Annotated in this window: 29 protein-coding genes and 1 tRNA gene; 19 read left to right on the top strand and 11 right to left on the bottom strand. The window is 66.2% G+C overall.

Features of this window, described 5'->3' with window-relative positions:
* Positions 1–7: 7 nt before the first annotated feature.
* From hscA to GTZ97_RS06220, 5 genes are all read left to right on the top strand, one after another.
* Positions 8–1,876 carry a Fe-S protein assembly chaperone HscA gene (gene hscA / locus GTZ97_RS06240; RefSeq protein WP_161649713.1) on the top strand — a complete coding sequence of 623 codons (1,869 nt, stop codon included), beginning with the start codon at positions 8–10 and terminating at the stop codon, positions 1,874–1,876.
* Between the two features lie 18 nt (positions 1,877–1,894).
* Complete coding sequence (gene fdx, locus GTZ97_RS06235; protein WP_161649712.1) at positions 1,895–2,233, top strand: ISC system 2Fe-2S type ferredoxin; 339 nt, start codon at positions 1,895–1,897, stop codon at positions 2,231–2,233.
* 9 nt (positions 2,234–2,242) lie between these two features.
* Positions 2,243–2,968, top strand: coding sequence for a DNA polymerase III subunit epsilon (gene dnaQ, locus GTZ97_RS06230; protein WP_161649711.1), 726 nt, complete (start codon positions 2,243–2,245; stop codon positions 2,966–2,968).
* A gap of 77 nt (positions 2,969–3,045) precedes the next feature.
* Positions 3,046–3,120: transfer RNA gene (locus tag GTZ97_RS06225), tRNA-Val, on the top strand.
* 105 nt (positions 3,121–3,225) lie between these two features.
* Complete coding sequence (locus GTZ97_RS06220; RefSeq protein WP_161649710.1) at positions 3,226–3,774, top strand: isochorismatase family protein; 549 nt, start codon at positions 3,226–3,228, stop codon at positions 3,772–3,774.
* Here GTZ97_RS06220 and GTZ97_RS06215 read toward each other — a convergent pair.
* Complete coding sequence (locus tag GTZ97_RS06215) at positions 3,758–4,630, bottom strand: ComF family protein (RefSeq protein WP_161649709.1); 873 nt, start codon at positions 4,628–4,630, stop codon at positions 3,758–3,760. The two genes, GTZ97_RS06220 and GTZ97_RS06215, sit on opposite strands and share 17 nt — an antisense overlap.
* A gap of 115 nt (positions 4,631–4,745) precedes the next feature.
* Between GTZ97_RS06215 and GTZ97_RS06210 the strand changes: the two genes are divergently transcribed.
* The 7 genes from GTZ97_RS06210 to GTZ97_RS06180 all read left to right on the top strand — a co-directional run bounded on the left by GTZ97_RS06210 (position 4,746) and on the right by GTZ97_RS06180 (position 11,035).
* Entirely contained in the window at positions 4,746–5,696 is a 951-nt protein-coding gene (locus GTZ97_RS06210) for a methyltransferase domain-containing protein (RefSeq protein WP_161649708.1), read from the top strand.
* A 540-nt stretch (positions 5,697–6,236) separates the two neighbouring features.
* Positions 6,237–7,361 (top strand): cytochrome c oxidase subunit II, encoded by a 1,125-nt coding sequence (gene coxB / locus GTZ97_RS06205; RefSeq protein WP_161649840.1) that lies wholly within the window; start codon positions 6,237–6,239, stop codon positions 7,359–7,361.
* A 54-nt stretch (positions 7,362–7,415) separates the two neighbouring features.
* On the top strand, positions 7,416–9,038 hold the full coding sequence (gene ctaD, locus GTZ97_RS06200; RefSeq protein WP_161649707.1) for a cytochrome c oxidase subunit I: 1,623 nt from the start codon (positions 7,416–7,418) through the stop codon (positions 9,036–9,038).
* An 8-nt stretch (positions 9,039–9,046) separates the two neighbouring features.
* Positions 9,047–9,217: a cytochrome oxidase small assembly protein gene (locus GTZ97_RS17075; protein WP_161649706.1), complete on the top strand. Its 171-nt coding sequence runs from the start codon at positions 9,047–9,049 to the stop codon at positions 9,215–9,217.
* Between the two features lie 19 nt (positions 9,218–9,236).
* Entirely contained in the window at positions 9,237–9,851 is a 615-nt protein-coding gene (locus GTZ97_RS06190; protein ID WP_161649705.1) for a cytochrome c oxidase assembly protein, read from the top strand.
* 12 nt (positions 9,852–9,863) lie between these two features.
* The gene (locus GTZ97_RS06185) at positions 9,864–10,094 is read left to right on the top strand and encodes a DUF2970 domain-containing protein (protein WP_161649704.1); all 231 of its coding nucleotides are present in this window, start codon (positions 9,864–9,866) and stop codon (positions 10,092–10,094) included.
* Positions 10,095–10,150: 56 nt separating this feature from the next.
* Positions 10,151–11,035 (top strand): cytochrome c oxidase subunit 3, encoded by an 885-nt coding sequence (locus GTZ97_RS06180; RefSeq protein WP_161649703.1) that lies wholly within the window; start codon positions 10,151–10,153, stop codon positions 11,033–11,035.
* A gap of 97 nt (positions 11,036–11,132) precedes the next feature.
* Here the strand turns inward: GTZ97_RS06180 and GTZ97_RS06175 are convergent, their stop codons facing one another.
* Positions 11,133–11,354, bottom strand: a complete 222-nt coding sequence (locus GTZ97_RS06175) for a twin transmembrane helix small protein (protein WP_161649702.1) — start codon at positions 11,352–11,354, stop codon at positions 11,133–11,135.
* Positions 11,355–11,417: 63 nt separating this feature from the next.
* On the opposite strand from GTZ97_RS06175, the gene GTZ97_RS06170 reads away from it, so the two are divergent.
* Genes GTZ97_RS06170 through GTZ97_RS06160 form a run of 3 tightly spaced genes read left to right on the top strand, consistent with a single transcriptional unit; the run spans position 11,418 to position 14,057 of the window.
* Positions 11,418–12,182, top strand: coding sequence for an SURF1 family protein (locus GTZ97_RS06170; RefSeq protein WP_161649701.1), 765 nt, complete (start codon positions 11,418–11,420; stop codon positions 12,180–12,182).
* Positions 12,166–12,834, top strand: coding sequence for a redox-active disulfide-containing membrane protein (locus tag GTZ97_RS06165; protein WP_161649700.1), 669 nt, complete (start codon positions 12,166–12,168; stop codon positions 12,832–12,834). The genes GTZ97_RS06170 and GTZ97_RS06165 overlap by 17 nt, the downstream gene beginning before the upstream one ends.
* Before the next feature lie 2 nt (positions 12,835–12,836).
* Positions 12,837–14,057 (top strand): COX15/CtaA family protein, encoded by a 1,221-nt coding sequence (locus GTZ97_RS06160; protein ID WP_161649699.1) that lies wholly within the window; start codon positions 12,837–12,839, stop codon positions 14,055–14,057.
* Between the two features lie 722 nt (positions 14,058–14,779).
* Here GTZ97_RS06160 and GTZ97_RS16465 read toward each other — a convergent pair.
* The 3 genes from GTZ97_RS16465 to GTZ97_RS06150 all read right to left on the bottom strand — a co-directional run bounded on the left by GTZ97_RS16465 (position 14,780) and on the right by GTZ97_RS06150 (position 16,162).
* The gene (locus tag GTZ97_RS16465; protein WP_201748181.1) at positions 14,780–14,926 is read right to left on the bottom strand and encodes a hypothetical protein; all 147 of its coding nucleotides are present in this window, start codon (positions 14,924–14,926) and stop codon (positions 14,780–14,782) included.
* 76 nt (positions 14,927–15,002) lie between these two features.
* Positions 15,003–15,623, bottom strand: a complete 621-nt coding sequence (locus tag GTZ97_RS06155; protein WP_161649698.1) for a PEP-CTERM sorting domain-containing protein — start codon at positions 15,621–15,623, stop codon at positions 15,003–15,005.
* A gap of 74 nt (positions 15,624–15,697) precedes the next feature.
* Positions 15,698–16,162, bottom strand: coding sequence for a DUF2846 domain-containing protein (locus tag GTZ97_RS06150; RefSeq protein WP_161649697.1), 465 nt, complete (start codon positions 16,160–16,162; stop codon positions 15,698–15,700).
* A 542-nt stretch (positions 16,163–16,704) separates the two neighbouring features.
* On the opposite strand from GTZ97_RS06150, the gene cyoE reads away from it, so the two are divergent.
* Positions 16,705–17,634: a heme o synthase gene (gene cyoE, locus GTZ97_RS06145; RefSeq protein ID WP_161649696.1), complete on the top strand. Its 930-nt coding sequence runs from the start codon at positions 16,705–16,707 to the stop codon at positions 17,632–17,634.
* An 8-nt stretch (positions 17,635–17,642) separates the two neighbouring features.
* Positions 17,643–18,278: an SCO family protein gene (locus GTZ97_RS06140; protein WP_161649695.1), complete on the top strand. Its 636-nt coding sequence runs from the start codon at positions 17,643–17,645 to the stop codon at positions 18,276–18,278.
* A 17-nt stretch (positions 18,279–18,295) separates the two neighbouring features.
* Here the strand turns inward: GTZ97_RS06140 and GTZ97_RS06135 are convergent, their stop codons facing one another.
* The 6 genes from GTZ97_RS06135 to GTZ97_RS06110 all read right to left on the bottom strand — a co-directional run bounded on the left by GTZ97_RS06135 (position 18,296) and on the right by GTZ97_RS06110 (position 23,996).
* Positions 18,296–19,156, bottom strand: a complete 861-nt coding sequence (locus GTZ97_RS06135; protein ID WP_161649694.1) for a D-hexose-6-phosphate mutarotase — start codon at positions 19,154–19,156, stop codon at positions 18,296–18,298.
* Positions 19,153–20,070, bottom strand: coding sequence for a DUF429 domain-containing protein (locus GTZ97_RS06130; RefSeq protein ID WP_161649693.1), 918 nt, complete (start codon positions 20,068–20,070; stop codon positions 19,153–19,155). Before GTZ97_RS06130 ends, GTZ97_RS06135 begins: the two co-directional genes overlap by 4 nt.
* A complete protein-coding gene (locus GTZ97_RS06125) occupies positions 20,067–20,492 on the bottom strand; it encodes a BLUF domain-containing protein (RefSeq protein WP_161649692.1) in 426 nt (141 codons plus the stop codon). The genes GTZ97_RS06130 and GTZ97_RS06125 overlap by 4 nt, the downstream gene beginning before the upstream one ends.
* A 5-nt stretch (positions 20,493–20,497) precedes the next feature.
* A complete protein-coding gene (gene folE, locus GTZ97_RS06120; protein ID WP_161649839.1) occupies positions 20,498–21,226 on the bottom strand; it encodes a GTP cyclohydrolase I in 729 nt (242 codons plus the stop codon).
* 183 nt (positions 21,227–21,409) lie between these two features.
* Positions 21,410–23,143 carry an ATP-dependent DNA ligase gene (locus GTZ97_RS06115; RefSeq protein WP_161649691.1) on the bottom strand — a complete coding sequence of 578 codons (1,734 nt, stop codon included), beginning with the start codon at positions 23,141–23,143 and terminating at the stop codon, positions 21,410–21,412.
* A 37-nt stretch (positions 23,144–23,180) separates the two neighbouring features.
* Positions 23,181–23,996, bottom strand: a complete 816-nt coding sequence (locus tag GTZ97_RS06110) for a hypothetical protein (RefSeq protein ID WP_161649690.1) — start codon at positions 23,994–23,996, stop codon at positions 23,181–23,183.
* Between the two features lie 255 nt (positions 23,997–24,251).
* Between GTZ97_RS06110 and GTZ97_RS06105 the strand changes: the two genes are divergently transcribed.
* On the top strand, positions 24,252–25,022 hold the full coding sequence (locus GTZ97_RS06105) for an energy transducer TonB (protein ID WP_161649689.1): 771 nt from the start codon (positions 24,252–24,254) through the stop codon (positions 25,020–25,022).
* Positions 25,019–25,849, top strand: coding sequence for a MotA/TolQ/ExbB proton channel family protein (locus tag GTZ97_RS06100; protein WP_161649688.1), 831 nt, complete (start codon positions 25,019–25,021; stop codon positions 25,847–25,849). Before GTZ97_RS06105 ends, GTZ97_RS06100 begins: the two co-directional genes overlap by 4 nt.
* The last annotated feature ends 7 nt before the right edge of the window (positions 25,850–25,856 follow it).

Below are 25,856 nucleotides of genomic sequence, written 5' to 3'. Positions count from 1 at the left end.
CACCCACATGGCCCTGCTGCAGATTTCCGAACCCGGACAGACCCCGGATCCCCACCAGCGTCGCATTGCCGTCGGCATTGACCTCGGCACCACGCATTCGCTCGTGGCCTCGGTGCGCCACGGCGTGGCCGAGTGCCTGCCTGACGACAATGGCCGCGTGATCCTGCCTTCGGCCGTGCGCTACTTTCTGGGTGAGCAGGGGCAGACGCGCCGCCAGATCGGCCACGATGCGCTGGCCGTGCAGGCGCAAGATCCGCTCAACACCATCGTCTCGGTCAAGCGCTTCATGGGGCGCCGCCTGGCCGACTTGCCCGACGCGGGCAAGCTGCCTTATCAGTTCGTGGATCAACCCGGCATGGTGGGCGTGCAGACGGTAGCGGGCGTGAAGTCGCCGGTCGAGGTTTCGGCCGAGATCCTGGCCAGTTTGCGCCAACGTGCCGAAGACACCTTCAACGACGACCTGTTTGGCGCGGTGATCACCGTGCCGGCCTATTTCGACGACGCCCAGCGCCAGGCCACCAAGGATGCGGCTCAGATGGCGGGCCTCAACGTGCTGCGCCTGCTCAATGAGCCCACGGCCGCAGCCATTGCCTATGGCCTGGACAACGGCGCAGAGGGCCTCTACGCTGTGTACGACCTGGGCGGCGGCACCTTCGACATCTCGTTGCTGCAACTCAGTCGTGGGGTGTTCGAGGTGGTGGCCACCGGGGGGGACTCGGCCTTGGGCGGTGACGACATCGACCACGTGCTGGCCGAAGCGGCGCTGGCTGAAGCCAGCATGCAGGCCGCCACACCGCAGGACAAACGCACCGTGCTGGTCGCGGCGCGGGCCGTGAAGGAAAAGCTCTCGACCGATGGCAGCGCCCACCTGTCGTGCAAGCTGTCGGGCGGCATGCTGTCGGTCATGGTCACACGTGAGCGTCTGGGCGAGTTGGTCAAACCCTTGATCGACAAGACGCTGACCTCGGTCAAGCGCGTGCTGCGCGATGCCAAGGTCAAGCCCGACGAGGTCAAGGGCGTGGTGATGGTGGGCGGCTCCACCCGCATGCCCGCTGTGCGCGACGCGGTGGGCGCCTTCTTTGGCCAGACCCCGCTAACCGACCTCAATCCCGACGAGGTGGTGGCGCTGGGGGCGGCCGTCCAGGCCAACCAGCTGGCAGGCAACAACGCGCAAGGCGATCTGCTGCTGCTCGACGTGCTGCCGCTGTCGCTGGGCCTGGAGACCATGGGCGGTCTTGTTGAGCGCATCATCCCGCGCAACACCCCCATCCCCTGCGCCCGTGCCCAGGATTTCACCACCTTCAAGGACGGCCAGACGGCGCTGGCGGTGCACGTGGTGCAGGGCGAGCGCGAGCAGGTCGAGCATTGCCGCTCGCTGGCCCGATTCGAGCTGCGCGGCATCCCGCCGATGGCGGCTGGCGTGGCGCGCATCCGTGTCACCTTCCAGGTCGATGCCGATGGCCTGCTGAGCGTGTCCGCGCGCGAACAGACCTCGGGCGTCGAGGCCTCGGTCATCGTCAAGCCCAGCTACGGTCTGAGCGATGACCAGGTGGCCAACATGCTGCGTGAAGGCTTTGCCACCGCGGCGGCTGACATGAAAGACCGCGCCTTGCGCGAAGCACGCGTCGAGGCCGAGCGCTTGCTGGAGGCCACCCGGGCCGCGCTCAACGCCGATGGCGACCTGCTGGCGGCCGACGAGCGCGACCGCATCGAGCAACTGATGGCCCAGATCGGCCAGCGGTGCGACCGGGGTGACCTCGATGCACTCGAGGCCGCCACCAAGGCGCTGGCCCATGGCACCGAAGCCTTTGCCGCCGAGCGCATGAACCGCAGCATCCGCCAGGCGCTGGCCGGCCGCTCGGTCGATCAGATGTGACCTGAACCAGGCCTCCCCATGCCCACGATCAAGATCCTCCCCCACGCCGCCCTGTGTCCGCAGGGCAAGACCATCACCGCCGCCCCGGGCACCAGCATCTGCGAGGCCCTGCTCGAAAACGGCGTCGAGATTGAGCACGCGTGCGACATGAGCGCCGCCTGCACCACCTGCCACGTCATCGTGCGCGAGGGCTTCAACAGCCTCAACGAGATCGAAGAAACCGAGGAAGACCTGCTCGACCGCGCCTGGGGCCTGGAGGCCAACTCGCGCCTGAGTTGTCAGGCCATCGTCGCGGGTCAGGATCTGACGGTGGAGATCCCGAAATACACCATCAATCACGCCCGCGAGAACCATTAAGCTGCGCGCATGACCCGCCAGATCTTCCTCGACACCGAAACCACCGGCCTGAGCCCAGAGTCGGGCGACCGCATCATCGAAATCGGCTGCGTGGAGATGGTCAATCGCCGCCTGACCGGCCGGCACTTGCACTTCTACATCAACCCCGAGCGCCCCAACAGCGAAGACGCGGTGAAGGTTCACGGCCTGACCGACGAGTTCCTGGCTGACAAGCCCGTGTTCGCCGCGTTGGTCGATGAGATCCTGGCCTATTGCAGTGGCGCCGAGATCATCATCCACAACGCGAGCTTCGACCTGGGCTTTCTGGACGCGGAACTCCGGCGCCTGGGCAAGGGCAGCTTCCGCGACCATGTGGCCGGCGTCATCGACAGCCTGGTCATGGCGCGCGAGATGTTCCCGGGCAAGAGCAACTCGCTGGATGCGTTGTGTCGCCGGCTGGAGGTCGACAACACCCACCGCACGCTGCACGGCGCGTTGATGGACGCGGAACTGCTGGCCGAGGTCTACATCAACATGACGCGCGGGCAGGATGCCCTGCTCATGGATGCCGATGCAGATGGCGCGGGAGCAGGTGAGGGCGCGGGAGACGGCGTCGTGATCGACCTCAGCCAGTTCTCCTTGCCAGTGGCTGGCCCCACGGCCGATGAGCTGGCAGCCTGGGAGGTGTCGCTCAAAGACATCGACAAGGCCTCGGGCGACAAGACGGTATGGCGCTCATTGGAAAACGTGGTATAGTCATGGTCTTCGCTGATTGCTGAGACGATTTTCAGCCGTCAAGTGAAGCCGGTGGACCCAGTCCCGAAACCAGTTTCGGGCGGTTAGCTCAGCGGTAGAGCACTGCCTTCACACGGCAGGGGTCGCAGGTTCGAACCCTGCACCGCCCACCAGATCAAGCCTCTTGCGCCATGGCCCAAGAGGCTTTTTCTTTTCCGGGGCCGTTGTTGGGGCGGTGTCGCATGCAACGAGCGACAAGCGCGGCTACCATGCCCCCTATGCTGCTCGACCGTCACCATGCCGCCCTGGTTCTCGTCGACTACCAAGCGCGGCTGATGCCCGTGATCCAGGATGCCGACCGCATCGTGCGCCATGCGCTGTTTCTGGCGGAGGTGGCGCGTGCGCTGGGCGTACCCGTGTGGGGGACCGAGCAGAACCCCGAGGCCCTGGGGCCCAATGATGCCCGGGTGGCTGCGGCCTGTGACGAGACGCTGCCCAAGATGCATTTCAGTGCGGTGCCCGATGGCCTATTGGAGGCTGTGCGTGCCCGGCGCCCCGGTGTGCGCCAACTGGTGATGGCGGGCTGCGAGGCCCATGTGTGCCTGATGCAGACCGCGCTTGAGGCGCAGGCCGGTGGGTTGCAGGTGGTCGTGGTGGCGGAGGCCTGTGGGAGCCGCCGAGCGGAAGACAAGGCGCTGGCGCTTCAGCGCATGGCTGCGGCCGGCATCGTCTTGGCATCGGCCGACATGGTGGCCTTTGAATGGCTGCGCGCGTGCACCGACCCGGCTTTCCGCGAGGTGCTCGCTTTGATCAAGGCGCGTCCTTGAAGCAAGGCGCGGCCGCGTCAGTGGCCCTTCGACTGCGTGCAGTGCGAGCCACCACCCAGGCCGATACCGAACGCGCGCCCGCCTCGCGCAACATCAGTGCAGCCTCGTTGAGAGTGGCGCCCGTGGTCATCACGTCGTCCACCACCGCCACATGGCGCCCGATGACCCGTCTGCGCGTGGACGGGTTGACGCTGAACGCGCCTGCGATCTCGGCCTGACGTTGGGCTGGGTCGAGTTGCATGAGTCGAGTCGTGTGTCGGGCACGCTGCAGCACGTCGTGCGCAACCGGCAGACCCAGGCGCTGGCCCAGCGCCTGCGCCACCAATCCGCTCTGGTTGTAGCCCCGCTCGCGCAGGCGCACCCGCGAGATCGGCATGGGCAGAATCACGCTGGCAATCTGAGGGCGCGCTTGCCAGGCCTGGGTCAGCCGCTCGGCCAGCCAGGGCGCGAGATGGCATGCATCCTGAAACTTGAGCCGCGCCAGCAGCCGGGACCACGGCGGTGCGTAATCGAGCGCGGCCAGCGCGCGGTCGAACTCGGGCGAGTGGGCCTCGCAGTCCATGCAGATCCCGTCCGCATGGGGCAGGTGGCTCAGATTGACGGCACAACGCTGGCAACGGAGCGGGGCAGGGCGGGCCCAGCGCATGGTGCAATGCCCGCAGACGGCCGCCGCGCTCCAGCGGTGGCAGACCAGACAGCTGCCGGGCGGGCGCCAGCGCATCAGCCCGGTCAGCCAGCCTGTGGCCTGGTCGGGCTTCAGGCGGAGCAGCGCGCCGGGCGCCAAGCTGGACGCCATGGCGGTGGCGCGGAGGGCGCGCGGTGGGGTCTTGTCGACCTGGCTGGGGCGTGCAGGCATGGCGGCTCACTATACTGAGCGCCCCCAGTTCGTTGCCATCGCCCCTTGGGGGGCGATGGCCATCCTCGCTCGGCTCTTTTCCCTTCGCCTTCTGCTTGTACCTGTCGCTGTAGCCATGTCCTCGACCGACGCCTCGCCCGTGCCCCCGCCCGCGTCGCCCTGCGGCGTGGCGCTTGCCCATCAGGCCCGACGGCTGGCGCGACAGCAGGCGCCTTGGCTGCATGAAGAAGTGGCGCGTCGCCTGGCCGACAAGCTGGGCCCCATTCGCTTGCAGCCGCGCAACTGGCTCGACTGGTCTGCGCACCTCGGGGCAGGCGCCGCGTTTGTGACGCAAGCGTACCCAGAGGCCCAGCGCCGACTGGCCGAGCCACACGCTTCGCTGGCCGAGCGCAGTCGCGATGCGGCGGCCGGGGGCGCTTCCGCCAAGGGTTGGGCGGGCCTGCTGCCTTGGCGTCGGCCCGCCCAGTTACCCGTCTGGCTGCCGGGGGAGGATGCCGCCGCCCCCTGGTCACAAGGGGGCGTCGATCTGGTCTGGGCCAACATGGCGCTGCACGCCAGTGACGATCTGCCGACGCTCATGGCGCTGTGGCACCGCTGCCTGGCCGTTGATGGCTTTCTGATGGCCTCCGGCTTGGGTCCGGACACCGCGCGCGAACTGCGCGGGCTGTACGCCGAGCTGGGTTGGGGTCTGCCCACTGTGCAATTCGTCGACATGCACGACCTGGGCGACGAGCTCGTGCGTGCCGGCTTCGGTGACCCCGTCATGGACATGGAGCGACTGACCTTGACCTGGGCGACGCCTGCGGCGATGCTGGCCGAGTTGCGCACCTGGGGGGGCAACGTGGCCCGTGGGCGGTTTGCCGGCTTGCGGACGCCACGCTGGCGCGCCCGGCTGGAAGCCGCCCTGTCGGAGCGGCTGCGCGGCCCAGACGGCCGGCTGCGACTGACGGTGGAGCTCGTGTATGCCCACGCGGTCAAGCCTGTTCCGCGGGCTGCGGTTGCGGCCGAGACGCGCGTCGCCCTCGACGACTTGCGTGCCATGGTGCGCCGCCCGGGCAAGCCCTGAGCCGCGCTGTCGCGTGACGGCTTCAGTTCCTCGACATTGATGCAGGAACCAGGGGTTATCCATAGCATGTAAGCGCAGATTGCGTATTGAGGCAGCGCAAGCGGCTCCCTAGAATGACCTTACCGATTGCGTGGCGCACGAGGCTCGCGGTCGGCTGAGCCCCCACCGGGGCGTTTCAGTTCGGTTCGTTTGGTCGAGGAGCCCTGGCGCGATGACCGCCACACTGCCGCCCGCTCGGTTGAAGTCGATGTCCCGGCTGTCTCGCAGCATGCGGGAGGCGAACCTGACCCGACACCACCCCCCGCGCCGCCCCAAGTGGGCGGCCAGGAACGCTGCTTGCCCTCAGGCACGCGCCCCTGCGTTGACCCTGCTCACCGCCTCCCCCCACCGATCTGCTCGCGCCTGCCTGCCCAAGCGGCAGGCGCACATCCCCTTTTCATTCCATTGAGTCGAGACATGCGCCAGACATCCGACCCTTGCCAAGCCCTCCACCGCCCGTCCCGACTGCGGGGGCTTGACCGGCTCCGTGCCGCGGCCGTGATGCTGGCCGCATCGTGGGCCACCCTGGCACAGGCCCAGCAGGCCGGCAACCTGCCCGGCGGCCCTGCTGTGCGCCAGCTCGACCTGCATCCCCCCGTCACCAAGATTGCCGCAGCCCAGCAGGATCTGCACTACATGATGCTGTGGATCTGTGGGGCCATCTTTGTCGGCGTCTTCGGCGTGATGTTCTATTCCATCTGGAAGCACCGCAAATCCAAGGGCGCCAAGCCGGCTGATTTTCATGAGTCCACAACGGTGGAAATCGTCTGGACCGTCGTGCCCTTCCTGATCGTGATCGGCATGGCGCTGCCCGCCACCAAGGTGGTCGTGGCCCAGAAGGACACCACCAATGCCGACCTGACCATCAAGGTCACGGGCTACCAGTGGAAATGGGGCTACGACTACATCAAGGGCGAGGGTGAAGGCATCGCTTTCCTGTCCACGCTCGACACCGCCCAGCGCATCATGTCCGACCAGGGCAAGCCGCAAGGCGACGATTACCTGCTGCGCGTGGACAAGCCGCTGGTGGTGCCCGTGGACCAGAAGGTGCGCATCATCACCACCGCCAACGACGTGATTCACTCGTTCATGGTGCCGGCCTTCGGCATCAAGCAGGATGCGATCCCCGGCTTCGTGCGTGACACCTGGTTCCGCGCCGAGAAGGTGGGCGACTACTACGGCCAGTGCGCCGAGCTGTGCGGCAAGGAACACGCCTACATGCCCATCCATGTCCGCGTGGTGACCCGCGAGCAGTATGCGCAGTGGGTCGCCGAGCGCAAGAAGGAAATGGCCGCCGCGGCCGATGATCCGAACAAGGTCTGGGAGCTGCCTGCGCTTGTGGCGCGCGGCGAGCAGGTTTACAACGCCAACTGCGCGGCGTGCCATCAGCCCAGCGGCAAGGGGGGCGGCGCCATCAAGGCGCTGGACGGCTCGCCTGTCGTGCTCGACAACGACAAGCTGCGTGCCATCCTCGTGCTGCTCAATGGCCAGGGCAACGCGATGCCTGCCTGGCGCCAGCTGTCGGACACCGAGATTGCGGCCGTCATCACCTACACCAAGAACCAGTGGTCGAACCAGACGGGGCAGATCGTTCAGCCGGCGGACGTGCTGGCAGCACGCAAGTGAGCGCTTCGCGCGGCTCGCAGGCACACGGATCGAACGGATTGAAGAGGACACACCATGAGCGCAGTGCTTGACCATGGCGGACACGCCCACGGCCATGATGGCCATCACGACCATCCGCATGGCTGGCGGCGGTGGCTGTACGCCACGAACCACAAGGACATCGGCACGCTGTATCTGCTGTTCAGCCTGACCATGCTGATGGTGGGCGGGGTGCTGGCGCTTGGCATTCGCGCCGAGCTGTTCCAGCCCGGCCTGCAGCTGATCAACCCCGAGCTGTTCAACCAGCTCACCACCATGCACGGCATCATCATGGTGTTCGGGGCGATCATGCCCGCCTTCGTGGGCCTGGCCAACTGGATGCTGCCGCTGCAGATCGGCGCCTCCGACATGGCGTTCGCGCGCATGAACAACTTCAGCTTCTGGCTGATGATCCCCGCCGCCTTGCTGCTGGTGGGTTCGTTCTTCATGCCGGGTGGCGCACCTGCCGCCGGCTGGACGCTCTACGCCCCGCTGACCCTGCAGATGGGCCCTTCAATGGATGCAGGCATCTTTGCGATGCACATCCTGGGCGCCTCGTCCATCATGGGTTCGATCAACATCATCGTCACCATCCTCAACATGCGCGCCCCTGGCATGACGCTGATGAAGATGCCGATGTTTGCCTGGACCTGGCTGATCACCGCCTACCTGCTGATCGCCGTGATTCCGGTGCTGGCCGGCGCCATCACGATGACGCTGACCGACCGCCACTTCGGAACCAGCTTCTTCAACCCGGCTGGCGGTGGTGACCCGATCATGTACCAGCACATCTTCTGGTTCTTCGGCCACCCCGAGGTCTACATCATGATCTTGCCGGCCTTCGGCATCGTCAGCCAGATCGTGCCGGCGTTCGCGCGCAAGAAGCTGTTCGGCTACCACTCGATGGTGTATGCCACCGCGTCAATCGCCATCCTCAGCTTCATCGTGTGGGCCCATCACATGTTCGCCACTGGCATGCCGGTGACGGGCCAGCTGTTCTTCATGTACGCCACCATGCTGATCTCGGTGCCTACCGGGGTGAAGGTGTTCAACTGGATCGCCACCATGTGGCGCGGCTCGATGACTTTCGAAAGCCCGATGCTGTGGACGGTGGGCTTCATCTTCGTGTTCACCATGGGCGGGTTCACGGGGCTGATCCTGTCGGTGGCGCCCATCGACATCCAGCTGCAGGACACCTACTACGTGGTCGCCCACTTCCACTACGTGCTTGTGGCAGGGTCGCTGTTCGCGCTGTTCGCGGCTTTCTATTACTGGGCGCCGAAGTGGACGGGCGTGATGATTGCCGAGTGGAAGGGCAAGCTGCACTTCTGGTGGTCACTGATCGCCTTCAACATCACCTTCTTCCCGATGCACTTCCTGGGGCTGGCCGGCATGCCGCGCCGCTATGCCGACTACCCCATGCAGTTCGCCGATTTCAACGCCATCGCCTCGGTGGGGGCGTTCGCATTCGGCTTTGCCCAGGTGTACTTCATCTTTGGCGTGCTGATCCCGGCCATGCGTGGCAAGGGCGAACCGGCGCCGGCCAAGCCGTGGGAAGGCGCAGAGGGCCTTGAGTGGGAGGTGCCGTCGCCTGCGCCGTTCCACACCTTCGAGACCCCGCCCAAGCTGGATCCCACCGCCACCCGGGTGATCGGCTGATGCGCGGCATGACCATGAATGACCCGGGCGCCTCTCAAGGCCAACAGGCCCAGCAAGGCGAGGCGGCCCGCCGGGCCCAGCGCCAGCGCAATGTGCGCCTGGGACTGATTCTGGCGTCGATCGCGCTGACCTTCTTTGCGGGCTTCGTGGCCAAGACCATGTTGTTCCCCGCTGGCTGACACGACCCTGGCCCCGACCATGTCCACGCCCTCTGCCACGTCCCCCCGCCGACCTTCGGCCCTGGCTCGCCTCAAGCGCGCCAACGCCGACATGGTCGTCAAGCTGATGGTGATCGCCGGCGTGATGTTCGGCTTCGGCTATGCCATGGTGCCGCTGTACCAGCACATCTGCGCCGCGCTGGGCATCAACGTGCTGTCGCTGTCTGAGAAGAAGGTGCCGGGCATGGCCAGCAAGGTCAAGGCCAACACCCAGCTTGATACATCGCGCACCATCGTGGTCGAATTCGACGCCAACGCGCGCGGCCCATGGGATTTCAAGCCCGAGAAGCGGTCAGTGACTGTGCATCCGGGCGAGATGGTCACCGTCATGTACGAGTTCCGAAACATGCAGGGGCGGACCATGTCGGCGCAGGCCATCCCCAGCTACGCCCCCAAGCAGGCCACGGCGCATTTCAACAAGCTGGAGTGCTTCTGCTTCAACGAGTACACGCTCAGCCCTGGCGAACGCAAGGCCTGGCCGGTCGTGTTCGTGGTCGACCCCAAGCTGCCACGTGATGTCACCACCATCACCTTGTCCTACACCTTCTTCGAAGTGGGCGGCAAGGTGCCGCCTGCGCCGGAGAGCCGCACGTGAGTGGCCTGATCCATGTCCGACGACCTGCGCGAGGCTGCCTCGCGAAAAGGCTCCTTTCTTCAGACGGTCAAGGCCGTGGCCTGGTCGTTTTTCGGGGTGCGCAAGTCGGCCGATCACCAGAAGGACCTCGAGCACCTCAATCCGGTTCACGTCATCGTGATCGGCTTGCTGGCGGGGGTGCTGTTCGTGGTGGTGCTGTTGCTGATCGTGCGCTGGGTGGTGACCAGCGGGGTGACTGTGTGATGCATCAATGGCGTGCCGGCCGGGCTGGCAACTGATCAAGGATCGAGGAGAGCAACATGTCTGCAGCGGTTCCGAAGGGCACGACGCCTTACTACTACGTGCCTGGCCCATCCCGGCATCCCTTGATGGCGTCGATCGGCCTGTTCTTCGTCATCCTGGGCGCGGGCCAGTGGGTCAACGGTGTGAGCTGGGGGCCGTTTGCCGTGGCCCTGGGCCTGGTGTGGTGGCTGGTGGTGCTCAAGCAGTGGTTTGGTGAGGCCATCCATGAAAGCGAAAGCGGCCTGTACAGCGACCGCATCGATGTGTCCTTCCGCTGGAGCATGGCGTGGTTCATCTTCTCGGAGGTGATGTTCTTCGCCTCGTTCTTTGGCGCGCTGTTCTGGGCCCGTATCTACTCGGTGCCGGCTCTGGGCGACATGGAGCATGCGTTGCTGTGGCCCGACTTCAAGGCCATCTGGCCGTCCAGCTCGCCCGGCGCCACCGCCTCGCCCGCCGGCACGGTCGAGCCCTTCCAGATCATGGGCCCCTGGCCCATCCCGACGATCAACACGCTGCTGCTGCTGACTTCGGGCGTCACGCTCACCATCGCCCACCACGCGCTGCGTGAGAACCAGCGCAGCAAGTGCATCACCTTCATGTGGGCCACCGTGGTCCTCGGCGCGATCTTCCTGTGCGTGCAGGGCTATGAGTATTACCACGCGTATGTCGACCTGAACCTCAAGCTCACGTCAGGCATCTACGGTTCGACCTTCTTCATGCTCACAGGCTTCCACGGCATGCACGTGTTCGTCGGCATGTTGATGCTGCTGTTCATCACCTTGCGCCTGCAGAAGGGTCACTTCACGCCCGAGCGCCATTTCGGTCTGGAAGGCGCCGCCTGGTACTGGCACTTCGTGGACGTGGTCTGGCTGGGCTTGTACGTGGTCGTGTACTGGATGTGAGTCAGGTTGCCGCCTTGGCGGCAGCACCTGCGCAAAAAAAGGCCGTCTGCGGACGGCCTTGTCGTTCGCTGAGCCGGCTGCGCGCCAGCAGCCGCCGTCAGCGGCCTACGGGGATGCCAGTGGGCTGGATCCAGCCCAGTTGGTGGGCCAGCAAAATGAATGCAAACAAGGCGATCGACAGCCCCACGCGCCACGCTAGGGCCTTCACCATGCGGTTGCTCTTGGGCGCGCCGTTGCGGCCATCCTTCAGCATGGCGCGCCCGGCCATGGCCAGTGCCAGAATGATGGCGACGAACGCGCCAGCAATGACGATTTTCATGATGAACGATTATGGGGCCGGGCTGTGCCGGCCGATAGCGCGATGACCCCACTGTGGGCACGGATGAGCGTGTGGCTTGCCGCGGCGGCGGGCATCAGCCTGACGGCGGGCCTGGGCGTCTGGCAGATGGGCCGGGCTGACCAGAAGCAAGCCGCCCGCGCAGAGCTGGACGCGCGGGCGCGGGCACCGGCCTGGACCGGTGCGGATTGGCCGTGCGAGGGTGATCCCCAGTCCTTGCCGCGCCATCAGCCAGTCCGCCTGCAAGGCAGTTGGTGGCATGCGCGCAGCGTGCTGCTCGATAACCGGCCGATGAACGGGCAGGTGGGTTTCGTGCTGGTGACGCCCCTGCGCGTAGAGGCGCCAGCGACCTGCCGAGGCCGCGTGATCCTCGTGCAGCGAGGCTGGTTGCCGCGGCACGCACAGGACCGCACAGCCGTGCCGCCCTGGCCTCAGCCCGAAGGCGCCGTCGAGGTCGTGGGCCGGTTAGACACCGATGTGTCACGGGTCTACGCGCTGGGCGAAGAGCCCATGCCGGGCCCCACGCAGCCCGTCATCCGACAGAATGCGCCGGTGAGTTTCTGGGCTGCCTGGCTGGGCGAGTCGCCGCGGCCAGGGGTGCTGGTCCAGGTCCAGTCGGAACTGAGCGACGCTGCCCGTGATCCATTACGGCGGCAATGGCCCGAGCCGGATCTGGGTGTGGACAAGCACCACGGCTATGCGGCGCAATGGTTTGGTCTGTCGGCCCTGCTGACCGGGCTGACAGTGTGGTTTCAGATCATCCGCCCAGGGCGGCAACACAAGGTGCGCAACCATGACAACGCGCGGTGAAGACTCTCTGCTGCAGATGAGCGTCCACAGCATGCCGCAGGCGGATGAGGCTCGGCGGGTGCGCCGTGGACGCTGGCAGATGATGCTGGTGTTGCTGGCGTGTGCTGCGCCCGTCATCGCGTCGTACTTCATGTACTACGTGGTTCGGCCGCAGGGACGCACCAACTATGGCGAGCTCGTCCTGCCCCCGCGGGCGTTGCCCGCTGATTGGCAGCTTCAGCGCGTGGGCGGCGAGGGCGGTGTGGTGCCTGGCAGCGCGCTGCGTGGGCAGTGGCTGCTGGTCACGGTGCAGCCGGGCGCATGCGATGCCGGCTGCGAGCGGGCCTTGTATGTGCAGCGCCAACTGCGCGAGATGCTGGGTCGCGACAAGGACAGGCTGGACCGCGTCTGGCTGGTGCCCGATGGCGAGCCGGTACGCGAGGCCTTGCTCCCTGCGATGAGTGGCGGCTGGATTCTTCGTGTGGATGCCAGCGCATTGGCGCGCTGGCTGCAGCCAGGCGAAGGCCGCTCGCTGGCCCAGGACTTCTTCATTGTCGATCCGCGTGGCGACTGGATGATGCGTGCGCCCATTGACGGCGAGCCCAAGCGCATCCACAAGGATCTGGCCCGGCTGCTCAAGGCAGCCGAGTCTTGGGACGAGGCAGGGCGCTGAGCGTGACCACAGCTGAACTGGTGGATCTCGCCCCGCTGATCGAGTTGCTGGCGCTGGGGGCGGTGCTGGCCTTGTTGCCGCTGGCCGTGGTGGTGTGGAAGGCCAGGCGTGATGGCGTGCAAGGCTGGCCCGCGTGGCAGCGTGCGCTCACCGTCGCCACGCTGTTCCTCACGATGGACCTGATCGCCTTTGGCGCCTTCACGCGCCTCACGGATTCGGGCCTCGGTTGCCCGGACTGGCCGGGCTGCTACGGCGAGGCCAGCCCGTGGGGGGCGCGCGACGACATCCGCGCAGCGCATGCTGAAGCGCCCCATGGCCCTGTCTCGCCTACCAAAGCCTGGATCGAGATGATCCACCGCTACCTGGCCACGGGCGTGGGCGCACTGATCACCGGCCTGATGGTGGCCGCCTGGCTGCGGCGGCACCACCAGGGCGGGCTGTCGCCCTGGTGGGCCACAGCCACGTTCGTGTGGGTGTGCGTGCAGGGCGCTTTCGGCGCGCTTACCGTGACGATGAAGCTGCAGCCGATCATCGTGTCCATCCACCTGCTCGGGGCCATGCTGGGCGTGGCGCTGCTCACCGCGCAGGCGCGCGTGCTCGAAGGCCATCGCCCCCAGCTGGCCGGGGCAGCGGCGTTGTACCAAGCCCAGCAGGCCGTCTGGCAAGCTTGGCGCGGCGCGACGCTCCGGCGGGCAGGGAGGTGGGTGCTGGCGTTGCTGGCAGCGCAGATCGCCCTGGGCGCTTGGGTGAGCACCAACTATGCCGTGCTGGCCTGCATGGACGTGCCCACCTGCCAGGGCCAGTGGTGGCCCGAGATGGACTTCCGCTCCGGCTTCCAGCTGTGGCGCCCGCTGGGCAAAGACGCCCACGGCGAAGCCATCACCGCGGCGGCACTGACCGCCATTCACATGGCGCACCGGCTGATGGCCCTGGTGGTCCTGGGGGCGCTGGCCGCCTACGGGTATGCGCTGTGGCGCTGGCGCGCGGGCGAGCCCTCAAACGCGTTGAATCATCGCGCATCGAACCCGACCGCATTGCCCTGGCGCCGCGAGGCGATGGTGCTCTGGGCGCTGGCCGGCTGGCAACTGCTCACCGGCCTGAGTAATGTGGTGCTGGGCTGGCCCCTGGCTGCCGCGCTCGCACACACCGTGGGCGCGGCGCTGCTGGTGTGGTGGCTGGTGCGGTTGTTGGTGGTGCCGCGTGCGAACGCAGGGGTGCGGTAACCCCTGGCATGCTCCTCTATTGGGCCTGCTCAGGCATGCCGGTTCGTCGGCTCATTGTTATTGCGTCTGAGGTGTGCACAAACCTTCAGTGGCAAGTGGCCTCATCAGTGGAACCACATCGTTTTTATTGTCGGTCACCTCAATCTTGCAACCAGTCGACACCGAGATCAGACCTGACGCAAACAAAGGTGTTCCTGCCAGCTTGTAGGTCTGGCCGGGCTGCGGCATGAACGTGCCTGCAACTTTGCAATACTTGTCTGAAATCGAGTAAAGGTACGAAACAGTGATGGGTCGGTCGGTTTTGACTTTGAGGGAGTGACTTCCATCCGCATTCTCCCGGAAGCGCGACGTGTACACCCGTCTTGCGTATAGACCAGTCCAATTCTTCTCGCATGGACCGCTGTCCAACAACCCGTAAGAATCGTTCTTGTACAGCCGGTACGCTAGGACAATCTCGGCTGTCTCTCTCGTGTTTTCGTCAGCAAGGCTTGACAAATCGGCAGGGACTCTTGGCGGGCCGGCGCAACCGGCCAACGCTACGGCGAATGCGAAGAGGGAGGCTTTTGGGAGGGACAAGGAGGTAAGCATGTTGAGCGAGACCTTTCTGCACCTTCACTTTTCGAGCGCATCGCCTGGCTGCCACGTTCGTGCACACCGTGAGCGCGGCGCGGCTGGTGTGGTGGCTGGTTCGGCTGTTGATGGTGCCGTAGAAGCGCAGGAGATCACTTGTTCTTGAGCTTGCCTTTGGGGATGACCGAGGTGGTAGGCGCAATCGGGCGGGTGGATGGGGAAGAGGGCGCCGTTGGCGGGCTGGTGTCCTTCTTCGGTTTCTTCGTCATCTTGTTGCTGCGTTGCTCGCCTTTGGGCATGTGTGCCTCCTGTGGGTCGACCCAATGTACATGGAATCGCAGCACTCCCCGTGCGGGTGCTCAAGTGCGCCCCGGTTTACCCAGCCTTGTTGCGACCGGCAGCGCCAGCCAGACCGAGCAGCCCCAATCCCATCAGCACCAGCGCACCGGGCTCCGGAATCGCGGCAATGGGGATGCTGGAGTTGTATCGGATGGCACCCATATTCCATGCACTCGGCACGCCCTCGTCGTACTGAAGGAAATCTGCCGCAAACGAAAGCACACGGCCGTCGGTCCCGTAGACCGCTTCCAGCACGGTGAAGGAGCCCGTCAGGGTATTGTTGCCACGCCCGTTGCCCGAGAAGCTCAGCCCGGGTGCATCGGAGGACTGGAACGGCCAGCGCGTCGCATGGTCATAACTGCCGACCGTCAGTTCGGCTTCAGCCGGAGCGGCGAATTCGAGATACCACCAGCTCCGCGACCAGAAGTCCGGGTTGGATTCGTAATCGTTGATGCGGAAGGCGATGGTGTTGTCGGTGTAGCGGTCGACTGTGATGTCAAAGCCGCTGTCACGTCCGACCAGCACGGTCTCGCCGGCGCCCACCCAGCTGTCGGCGCTGCTGGTGTAGTAGAGCTGGGTGGCCGCAAAAGCTTGCGGCGCTGCGCTCAGCCACCCCAGTGAAGCCAAGCAAATGGCGACGAAGGATCTGCTGTTCATATTTATCCCCTGCTATTCTGTTTCGACTGCTCATCGCGGGCGCGTCCATCGTTTGCGCGCCCGGCTGTCCGCCCTCAGCGAGCGGCGCTGCACTTGCCCGTCTTGGCCATTTCGAGCTTGGCGACGTCGGCCTTGCCCTGTTCTTCCGGAACCTGTTCCACGCCTGCACCGCCCACAAACACACCCATCTTGATGAACTGGCGGATGAAGTAGTTCTTGCCGGCCTCCAGCATCACTTCAATGGTATTGGGCGAGAACTCCGACTCTGTGTCTACTTTGTAGGTCTTGCCGCCGGGCACCTCGGTGTAGAAGAAAACGTCGGGAGCAGTTTCGCCAACGCACTTACCGTCGATCCAAACGTCCTTCTTCAGCGATTTACCCACAAAGCTGTTGCGATAGACGTACACGCCTGCGTTGCCTTGGCTGGGAGGGTTGAACTCCTTGGCCTTGGCCGACTCAGCTTTGGATGCCATGTCGACGGAAGCGCAACCCGACAGCAGGATGGCGGCGGTGAATGCGATGGCGTAAGAGACTTTCATGGGTATGGCCTTTGGTTGATTGAAAGTTGAGCTGTTTTTGCCCGCTCACGGCGTTTCAGAATGGGGGCGGTGACATGCGCCGCGCGGAGCAATGTGTGACGTTCGCGCCTCCCGGCGCAATCGCTTTCGTTCACTGCGGTATCCGCCTATTGGCTGCCGGAAGGCAACCCGCGTGCTTGCTGTAAGCATGCGCCATCCCCTGAGACTGTTGGCGGCGTTTGGCCGCTCTTGGATTCATTTATAGCAGCAATGCAGTTGCATCTCACGGAGGTGTTGCGCTTGATACCTTAAAGAGGGGGGCGGGGTGGGCGCGCCACAGGGTGGGATGCCCGACGCGCGCTTGTCATGGGCACGCACCATCTCTTCTTGCCGTTGCTGCATCTGCTGATGAGATTTCCAGCTCCGCTCAGCCTGAGGCTGTCATTGGCCATGCCTTTTTCATGGTTATAGCAGCCCTTGGCCTGTTTATTGCCACCATCAGGGACTTCACGGTACAGCGGAAGTCGGTTGTGCTGCATAGTGCGATCAACTCCGCGCGCAACATGTCGAACACTGCTGCATCCACCTCTGAGGCCCTGCATCTGAGCGCCCAGCGCCCGCTGTCGCGCTGGCGGCAGTACTACGCGCTCACCAAGCCACGGGTCGTGCAGCTCATCGTGTTTTGTGCCGTTATCGGCATGCTGCTGGCCGTACCGGGCTGGCCCACCGAGGCGCAGTGGCTGACGGCGGGTGCGGCGTGCGTCGGTATCTGGCTCGTGGCTGCCGCTGCGGCGGCTTTCAATTGCCTGGTCGAGCAACACATTGATGCCCGCATGAAGCGCACGGCCTGGCGGCCGACCGCGCGGGGCGAGCTCACCCGGCAGCAGGCCCTGCTGTTCAGCGCTGTACTGTGCGGTGCGGGCATGCTGATCCTGGCTGTGTGGGTCAACCTGATCACCATGTGGCTCACGCTGGCCACGTTCGTGGGTTACGCCATCGTCTACACGGTCATGCTCAAGCCCATGACGCCACAGAACATCGTGATCGGTGGCGCCTCGGGGGCGATGCCGCCGGTACTGGGTTGGGCCGCGATGCGCGGCGCAGTCGAGCCCGAGGCCATGTTGCTGTGCCTGATCATCTTTCTGTGGACACCACCGCATTTCTGGGCCCTGGCGCTTTACCGGGTCGAAGACTACGCGCGCGCCGGTCTGCCCATGCTGCCCGTGACACACGGCAACGCTTTCACGCGGCTGCATGTGATGCTCTACACCCTGATCCTGCTGGCGGGCAGCCTCCTGCCCTTCATCTATGGCATGAGCGGCTGGATCTATCTGGTGGCGGCCGTGGGCCTGGGGCTCACTTTCTTTGCGTACACCTTTGCGCTGTGGCGGCGTTACAGTGATGTCCTGGCCCGCAAGACCTTCCGATTCAGCATCATCTACCTGATGCTGATGTTCGCGGCCTTGCTGGTTGATCATTACTGGACGATCTGACCACCACCATGCCTGTTTCTCGCCCGAATGGCCGCCGCGCGGCCCTGGCCGCCTTGCTGGGCGGCTCGATTGTGTTGTCCGGCTGCGAGAAGTGGCCTTTCAGCTGGCCCGGCGCGCCGAAGGCGTCAGACGCCGCAGCCAGCTTCCATGGTGTGGATATCACCGGCGCCAACTACGCCAAGACGCTCTCGCTCAAGGACGTGGACGGGCGTGCCCGATCACTGGAGGAGTTCAAGGGCAAGGTGGTGTTCCTGTTCTTTGGCTTCACCCAGTGCCCTGATGTCTGCCCCACCACCATGGCCGAGCTGGCCGAGGTGCGCCGCCGTCTGGGTGCCGATGGTGAGCGGGTACAGGGGGTGTTCGTGACGGTTGACCCCGAGCGCGACACGCCCGAGCTGCTCAAGGGCTACCTCGGTTCGATGGACCCGAGCTTTGTCGGCCTCACCGGCACGCCCGACGAGATCAAGGCCGCCGCCAAAGAGTTCAAGGTGTTCTATCAGAAGGTGCCGACCAAGGGTGGCAACTACACCATCGATCACACGGCTGGGGCTTTTGTGTTCGACCCCAGTGGCCAGGTGCGGCTGTTCGTGCGCTATGGCATGCCAGTCGACCAGTTGCTGGCCGACATCCGCCAGCTGCTCTAAGCGCGCTCAGTCGTCGATCAGTCTTCGGCCAGCACGAGGGTGTGCAGACCGGCCCAGGTCTCGCCGGGTTGCAGTGTGAGCGGCGACTCGATGCGGGCGGCTTCCACGCACAGCATGTGTTCCCAGTCACCTGCGGGCATGTCGTTCATGGCCGCGCATTTCTGGGGGCCCGGGTTCCACACCACCGCGTCGGGCAGGTTGTCGCTGCGCAGACTGAGCCGGCGTGGGCCATCGCGCAGCAGCAAGTCGGGCACCTGGCTGTAGATGCGGTCCATCTCGCCGTGGAAGCGCTTTTCGGGGTGGTCTTCCACCGCGCTGCCGCCCAGCAGCCTATCTCGGTAGCGGCAGCCCTCCAGCCCCTGCAGCCGCACATTGGCCAGGTTGGACACGGCCAGATAGGTGTGCAGCGCGGCCGCAAAAGGCCAGGGCGTCTGGCCCGTGTTCTCGGCGAACAGCTCCAGATCCAGGCGGCGCGCGCCAACCGAAACGGTCAACTCCAGCCGGAAGCCATGGGGCCACAGGGCGCGGGTGTCGGCATCGTCGTGCAGCGCAAGGGTGACCTGGCTGTGCTCGCGGCCGCGATGGTGGCTGTCGATTTCCCACGCACGGGTGCGGGCAAAGCCATGGCGGGGCAGGCTGGTGTCCGGTCCCATCTGCTCGAATTGAGGAAAGATGACCGGCACGCCACCGCGCACGGCGCGGCCCGGGCCCGCCACAGCGGTGGGCGAGAGGTAAAGCTGTTCATGGGCGCCGGCGGGCACCCACGAGACGACGTGCGCGCCGTGCAGCAGCACGGTGGCCTGTGCGCCGTCGGGCGCGACGATGTGGACGGCTGGCTGACCGAGCACCTCGGTCTGATTCAAGGTAGAGACGTTCATGCCGTGAGTATCCACCCTTCGACCGGATCCACCTCGTCCGGCATGCCCCATAGGGGAGCACCCGCTTCTGCCTGGGCGTGGGCCCAGGCAGCCTGGATCAGGCACAAGACGGCATCCAGCCGGTCGCCTTTCGGGTCGGCCGCGAGGTGGTCGCGTTGCGCAGGCGTGAGCTTGAGCCGCAAGCCCAGGCGGGTGCGGCCCTGCTCCAGGGCGTCGACAAGATCCATGCGGGCGAGCAGTCGCTCGGGGCTTGGGTCGGTTTCGCTCTTGTAGCTGCGCCGGCCAATCACCTCGGTGGCCAGCAAGCCTGGATACGCTTCCAGCGCGATGGCGTGCGGCTGGCCCGCCTGCATGCCAGGCAGGGTCACACCGGCATCCACCAGGCGGCTCAGGCCTTCGAAGTACATCTTGCCAACGGGCACATACCTTGTCTGCAGCGGGCTGGTGCTCACGGTGCCGGGTAGGGCCTGGTCACAGCGGCGGTGAATCAGTCGTGAGCCGGCTGGGCGCGCGGTCTGCCAGTCCTGCCCCCAGCCGTCGACCAGGCGCTGAAAGCCCGCGCGGTCGACGCAGTGCGCGTGCAGCGCCCGAATCAACGTGGCCGGCGCGCCCTGCGCGTCCAGCGGGCCCTGCGCCAGGTCCTGCGGCAGGGCGGCCGGTCCCTCGCGGCGCAGCGCCTCGACAAACGGGCGAGGCAGGCCGAACGGGAAGTCGCAGCCCATGACGAAGCCGTCTGGCAAGGCGACCGCTTCGCGCAGCCATGTTCCCCAGTCGCTCAGGGTGGTGAAGGTGTCGATGCGATCCAGCCGCACGACGGCGCCAATGCGCGTGCCGCGCGCCAGCATCAGTGGCTTGCGGGCGGAAGGCGCGCTGCTGAAGTCCAGCCCCAGCAGCGTGGCAGGCAGAGGATTCAAGGCCGGCTGATGATGGAAGCCGTGGCAATCAGCTCGTCCAGCAGCGCCATCGACACGGCGCCCGAGACCGCATAGGGATCGAGCACCGGCCGTTCGGAATACTTCAGCAGGATGGACGGATTCACACGGGTGAGGTTGACCTGGCCCATCGTCCAGCCGGCAAAGCGCCGCTCGGTGATCTCTTCGTAATACAGCAGCTCGACCGCGCCGTGGCGCGGGTCGCGGCTGATGCGGGTGTACAGCTGGTTGACGGCCTGGCGACCACCTTCGAGCACCTGCATGAAGATGTCGCCGCTGTGGCAAAGCAGCCCTGTGATGCCCACGGCCGGGTTGTTGCGACGCGAAGCAGCCAGGATGCTGTCGATCACTTCCGGCGTGAGCGCCTGGGTGGCGCGGCTGGCATAGAGCAGGCGGACCAGCATGGTGTTCAGCCCTTGCGCGTGTTGACCAACGCCAGAAACTCGCGGCGCAGGTTGGCGTCCTTGAGGAAGGAGCCGCGCATCACGCTGTTGATCATCTTCGAGTCCATGTCCTTGACGCCGCGCCAATGCATGCAGAAGTGATCGGCTTCCATCACGACGGCCAGGCCATCGGGGTTCATGCGCGACTGCAGCAGGTCGGCCACCTGGGTCACCGCTTCTTCCTGAATCTGTGGTCGGCTCATGATCCAGTCGATCAGGCGCGCATACTTCGACAGGCCGATCAGGTTGGAGTGCTCGTTGGGCATGATGCCGATCCACACCTTGCCGATGATGGGGCACAGATGGTGCGAGCAGGCGCTGCGCACGGTGATCGGCCCGACGATCATCAGCTCGTTGAGCCGTTCGACGTTGGGGAACTCGGTGACCGAGGGCGCGGCGTGATAGCGGCCCTTGAAGATCTCGTTGAGGTACATCTTGGCCACGCGGCGGGCCGTGTCCTGCGTGTTGTGGTCGCTCTCGGTGTCGATGACCAGGCTCTCGAGCACGCCATCGAGTTTCGAGGCGACTTCGTCGAGCAGTTTCTCGAGTTCGCCCGGTTCGATGAAGGCCGCGATGTTGTCGTTGGCGTGGAAACGCTGCTGCGCGGCCTTGATGCGCTCGCGGATGCGCACCGACACGGGCACGCCCTCGTCATGCGAAACAGCTTGGGGCGACGGGTCGGACGCAAGTGGCATGGTGACAGCTCTCAGAGTGGGCGTGGTCATGGTTTGTCCAGGCAGGGGCGCGAGGGTGAACGGTCAGGCATGGTAGCCGCCCTCGACAGAACGCGCACAAGCCGGGGACGGGAATCCGGTACTGAGTCAGGGTTGACGCTGGATTGAACCGATTGGCGCCAGATTTTTGTGTGCGAAACCGCGTCAGGGCGGCAGCCAGCGTTGCAGGTCGGCGAGCGTGTCCGCCTCGCGCAGCGGCTTGTCCGTGCGCCAGCGCAGGATGCGGGGGAAGCGCACGGCCAGGCCGCTCTTGTGGCGCGGGCTGGCGCCAATGCCCTCGAAGCCCAGCTCGAACACGAGCGTGGGGCGCAGGCTGCGCACGGGCCCGAACCGGTCGACCGTGGTCTGGCGGATGACTTTGTCCACGGCCTGCAACTCCGTGTCGGTCAGGCCGCTGTAGGCCTTGGCGAAGGTGACCAGTTGCAGGGCGCCGGGCCGAGCAGGTTCACGCGCCGCGATGGCTTCCTGCACGGCCTGCACCTCGGCATCGTTGGCTGGCGGGCGATTCCACACGGCAAAGGTGTAGTCGGTGTAGAGATTGGCGCGCCGCCCATGGCCTGCCTGGGCATAGACGAGCACCGCGTCGACCGTCATCGGGTCGAGCTTCCATTTCAACCACACGCCGTCGCTGCGCGTGCGGCCCATGCCGTAGCGTGCCTCGGCCTGCTTGAGCATCAGCCCTTCCAGGCCCGCTGTACGTGCGCCCGCGCGCTGCGCCGCGAGGCCCGTCCAGTCGGGCGCGCGCACCAGCGGCGAGGCGATCAAACCGAGCGCCGCGGCAACCGCTTCCAGCCGCGTGCGCCGCGCGGCCTGGGGCAGTGCGCGCAGGTCGGCACACTGCCATTCAAGCAGGTCATAGGGGATGAAAGCGGCGGGATGCTCATCGAGCAGGCGCCGTGTGATCTGCTTGCGCGTGATGCGGGTCTGCAGCCGGGCAAACGGGGCGGGTCGCCAGCCCAGGGCGGCCAGGGGACTGTCGGCAGGCAAGGGCACGACCGTTTCGTCGCGCACGACGATCTCGCCATCGAGCACGGTGCCGTCCGGCCATGACGCAGCCAGGGCCAGCAGATCGGGAAAGGCCTCGTTGAGCAACTCTTCGCCTCGCGACCAGATGCCGGTTTCGCCATGGCGGCGCACGATTTGCGCACGGATGCCGTCGAACTTCCACTCGGCCAGCCAGGCGTCGGGGGCTTCGGCCGGCAGCTCGTCCATCGGATGGGCAAGAAAGAAGGGGTAGGGCTGGATGCCGGGTGGGCAAGCCTGACCCTCGTCGCCTGCCGTCGCCGCTGGGGGCGCGACCAGCGCTTCGTATGCTGCAGCGTTGGGCACGTGGCGGCTGTCGGTGTAGCCCATCATGCGCTGCGCCACCAGCGGCACAGGCAGGCCCGCGTGCTCGGCCAGCGAGCGCACCACCAGCTGTCGGCTCACGCCCACCCGCCAGCCACCGCCGATCAGTTTGATCAGCACAAAGCGCTGGGTCGGGTCCAGGCTGCTCATCCAGGCTGACAGTGTGGTCCATTGCTGCTCGGGCGGCTGTGTGCGCCAGGGCAGCAGCCGTTCGGTCATCCACACCGACAGCGGCGTGGTGTCGCGCACGGGCAACGCCGGCAGCAGCAGCGCAATGGTCTCGGCCAGGTCGCCCACGGTCTGGTAAGACACCTCGAACAGCCAGTCGGAGACGCCCGCCCGGTCGGCCGCCCATTGGCGCAGCGCCGTGCTGCTCAGCGTACGGCGTGGTCGCCCGCCCGCCAGAAAGTACACGGCCCAGGCCGCGTCGGCAGCGGGCGCATCTTGCCAGTAACGGCGCAGCGCATCGAGCTTGCGCCGGATGCTGGTGCTGGCGTCGAGTTCCTGATAGAGCTGCGCGAAGCGGTGCATGCCCCCAGCTTAGCCGAGGGGCTGCGACCCCCCGGCGTCATTGGCAGGCCGGCACGCCCGGATGCTGCACACAGATGCGTGCGCGACAGATGGACGCTTCTGCGCCCGACATGCCCTGGCAGGCCCGGAAGAGATCAGTCTTGCTGGCCTTTTGCGGGTCGTGATCGGGGAACACGGCTTCAAGCAGGGCCACGTCGGCGCTGGCGCGGCTGGCCGGGCGCGCGACGGTGGCAGGTGCGGTCGGCGACGTACGGTCAGAGGCGGCAGCAGCCGCCTTGGCGGGTGGGGGTGGCGCGGGTGAGGTGGCGATTGGGGCGACCGTGGGCGCTGCCGAGGCTGCAGCGGTCTTGCGCGGTGTATCGACAACGGGGCCGGGCTTGAGCGCCGCCAGGGGGTCGGGCTCGACCGTCGGCTCATGAGACGCCTCGGCGACCGGAGATGTCAAGCTGGTGTGTGTTTCGGCGCCCGCCGCGGTGTCCGGCTCGGTCGGCACGTTGACCAACGCTGCGGCTTCCGCTTCGGCGACGGTGGCACTCAGCAGCCCCGCCGCCGGTGGCGCAAACTGCCACTCGTCGGCGGTGGGTGACGCGGTCGGTGTTTCGGGCAGCGGCCAGCTGCTCAAGGCCTGTTCGGTGTCGTGCGCCGAGCGAATCAGCAGGTACACGCCCATGGCCACGGTCAACAGACCGAGTGCCATTACGCCCACCAGGGCCCGAGACCACCACCGGGCCCGAGCCGCCTTGCGTTGACGCTGCGATTTGCGTGAGCGTGGATCGGCCACACGCTTGCGCGGTTCGAGCGATGACAGGATGCGCACGCGGTCGGGTTCGACATCGACGATATCGTCTTCCATGCCCGCAAACAGGCTGGGACGGTCGAAGCCGGGTCGACGAGAACGACCAGTTGGATCGGGTCGGCGGGAAGCTCCGCCATGGGTGGAACTCAAGTCGGGCCCCCTCGGTCTTATGATGCGCGCGGCCCGCCATTTTACGAAGCGGGTCCGAAGGCGCCAGCATCTTGAGCGCCTTCGCAAACATTTGTTACGCAGGGCTGTTAATGTTGATGATAGTGATTCTCACTAGCGTGGGCGTGTTAACATCTTGCCCGTATGAACGCTTTGTCCTCCGCCTTGTTGTCGCCGCACGCCCACGCTGTGTCGGATGAGCTGAGCGCGTCGCACCGCACGGGGCTGATTGCACTCGTCGTGGTGGTGCATGCGGCAGCCTGGCTGGGCGTCAACCATTGGACGGCCTCGGTGCCAGTGCAGGAGGGGGCGCCCCCCATCGCCGTGTCGCTGATCAGCGACGAGCCGACGCCGGCTGCTGCTGCGCCTGCGCCCCCAGCCGAGCCCACGCCGGCCGTCACCCGTCCGCCTGTGCCCACGCCGAGGCCTGCTACGCCGCCGCCCCTTGCCGCAGCCGCACGCACGCCGCAAGAGGCCACGCTGACGCCACCCGCGCCCGCGCCGCAGGCGCAGCCTGCACCCGCCGCTGCGGCAGCCGAGCCGGCCCCTGCGGCTGCGCAAACCGCCCCGGCTGCGGCGCCCGTGGCAGGCCCGGCGACGCAGGCACCCGCTGCGCCGCCCGCACCCAAGGTGCTGCCGTCTTCGGCCGTGCGCTACCTCGTCCCGCCGGTGTTGACCTACCCCCGCATCTCGCGCGATCTGGGCGAGTCGGGCACGGTGCGCCTGAAGGTGCTGGTCGATGAACAAGGCCGGCCGCGCGAGGTTCAACTGGTGCAGTCGTCCGGCTACAGCCGCCTGGACCAGGCCGCCACGCAGGCCATGCGCGCCGCCCGTTTTCAGCCGCATCTGGAGGACGGCGTGGCCCGCTCCGTCTGGGTGGTGGCGCCGCTGACATTTCAATTGGAAGAATCATGAGCAACGCGATCCTGACCCCGTCTGACGCCGCCTCGGCCCCGCAAGCCGCCACCACCGAGATGGTGCAGGTGCCACCGGCCCCGCAAGCCGAACTGGGCTTCACCCACTTCATCGCCCAGACCGACGGCGTGGGCAAGGGCCTGTTCATCATCCTGGTGCTGATGTCGCTCGTGTCGTGGTCGCTCATCGTGCTCAAGGGTGTGGCGCTTTACCGTCGACAGAAGCGCAGCAAGGCCTTCCTGAACTTCTTCTGGAACGCGACCTCGCTGGAGGCCGTGCAGCACGAGATCGCCACCCATGGCGCCACCGAGCCCTTCGCGCACCTCACCGCGCACGCCATGCATGCGCAGGCTCACCATGCCCGCTATGGTGCGGCCAAGCTGGAAGAAGCCGGCTCGGCTCAGGAGTTCCTGACCCGCACCATCAAGAAGGTGCTGGATGAAGAGACGATGCGCATGGAGAGCGGTCTGACAGTGCTGGCCACCATTGGCGCCACCGCTCCCTTCGTCGGCCTGTTCGGCACCGTGTGGGGCGTGTACCACGCGCTGATCGCCATCGGCGCCACGGGTGCCGGCACGCTGGACAAGGTGGCCGGCCCGGTCGGCGAGGCGCTGATCATGACCGGTCTTGGCCTGGCCGTGGCCATCCCGGCCGTGATGGCCTACAACTGGCTCACCCGCAACAACCGGGTTTGGGGCGCGCGTCTCGATGCCTTTGCTTTCGAGCTGTTCGCCTTCCTGTCGACCGGCCAGACGCTCAAGACCTCGTCGGGCGGCGACACGCCGGCGCCCAATGTGCGCACGCTGAAGTCTGGCGCCAGCGCCTGAGCGCGGG

This window comes from Aquabacterium fontiphilum, from assembly GCF_009909205.1.
In the GTDB taxonomy this organism is placed as follows: domain Bacteria; phylum Pseudomonadota; class Gammaproteobacteria; order Burkholderiales; family Burkholderiaceae_C; genus Aquabacterium; species Aquabacterium fontiphilum.
Note: the sequence above shows the minus strand (reverse complement) of the source record. Positions and strands in the feature narration are given on the sequence as shown.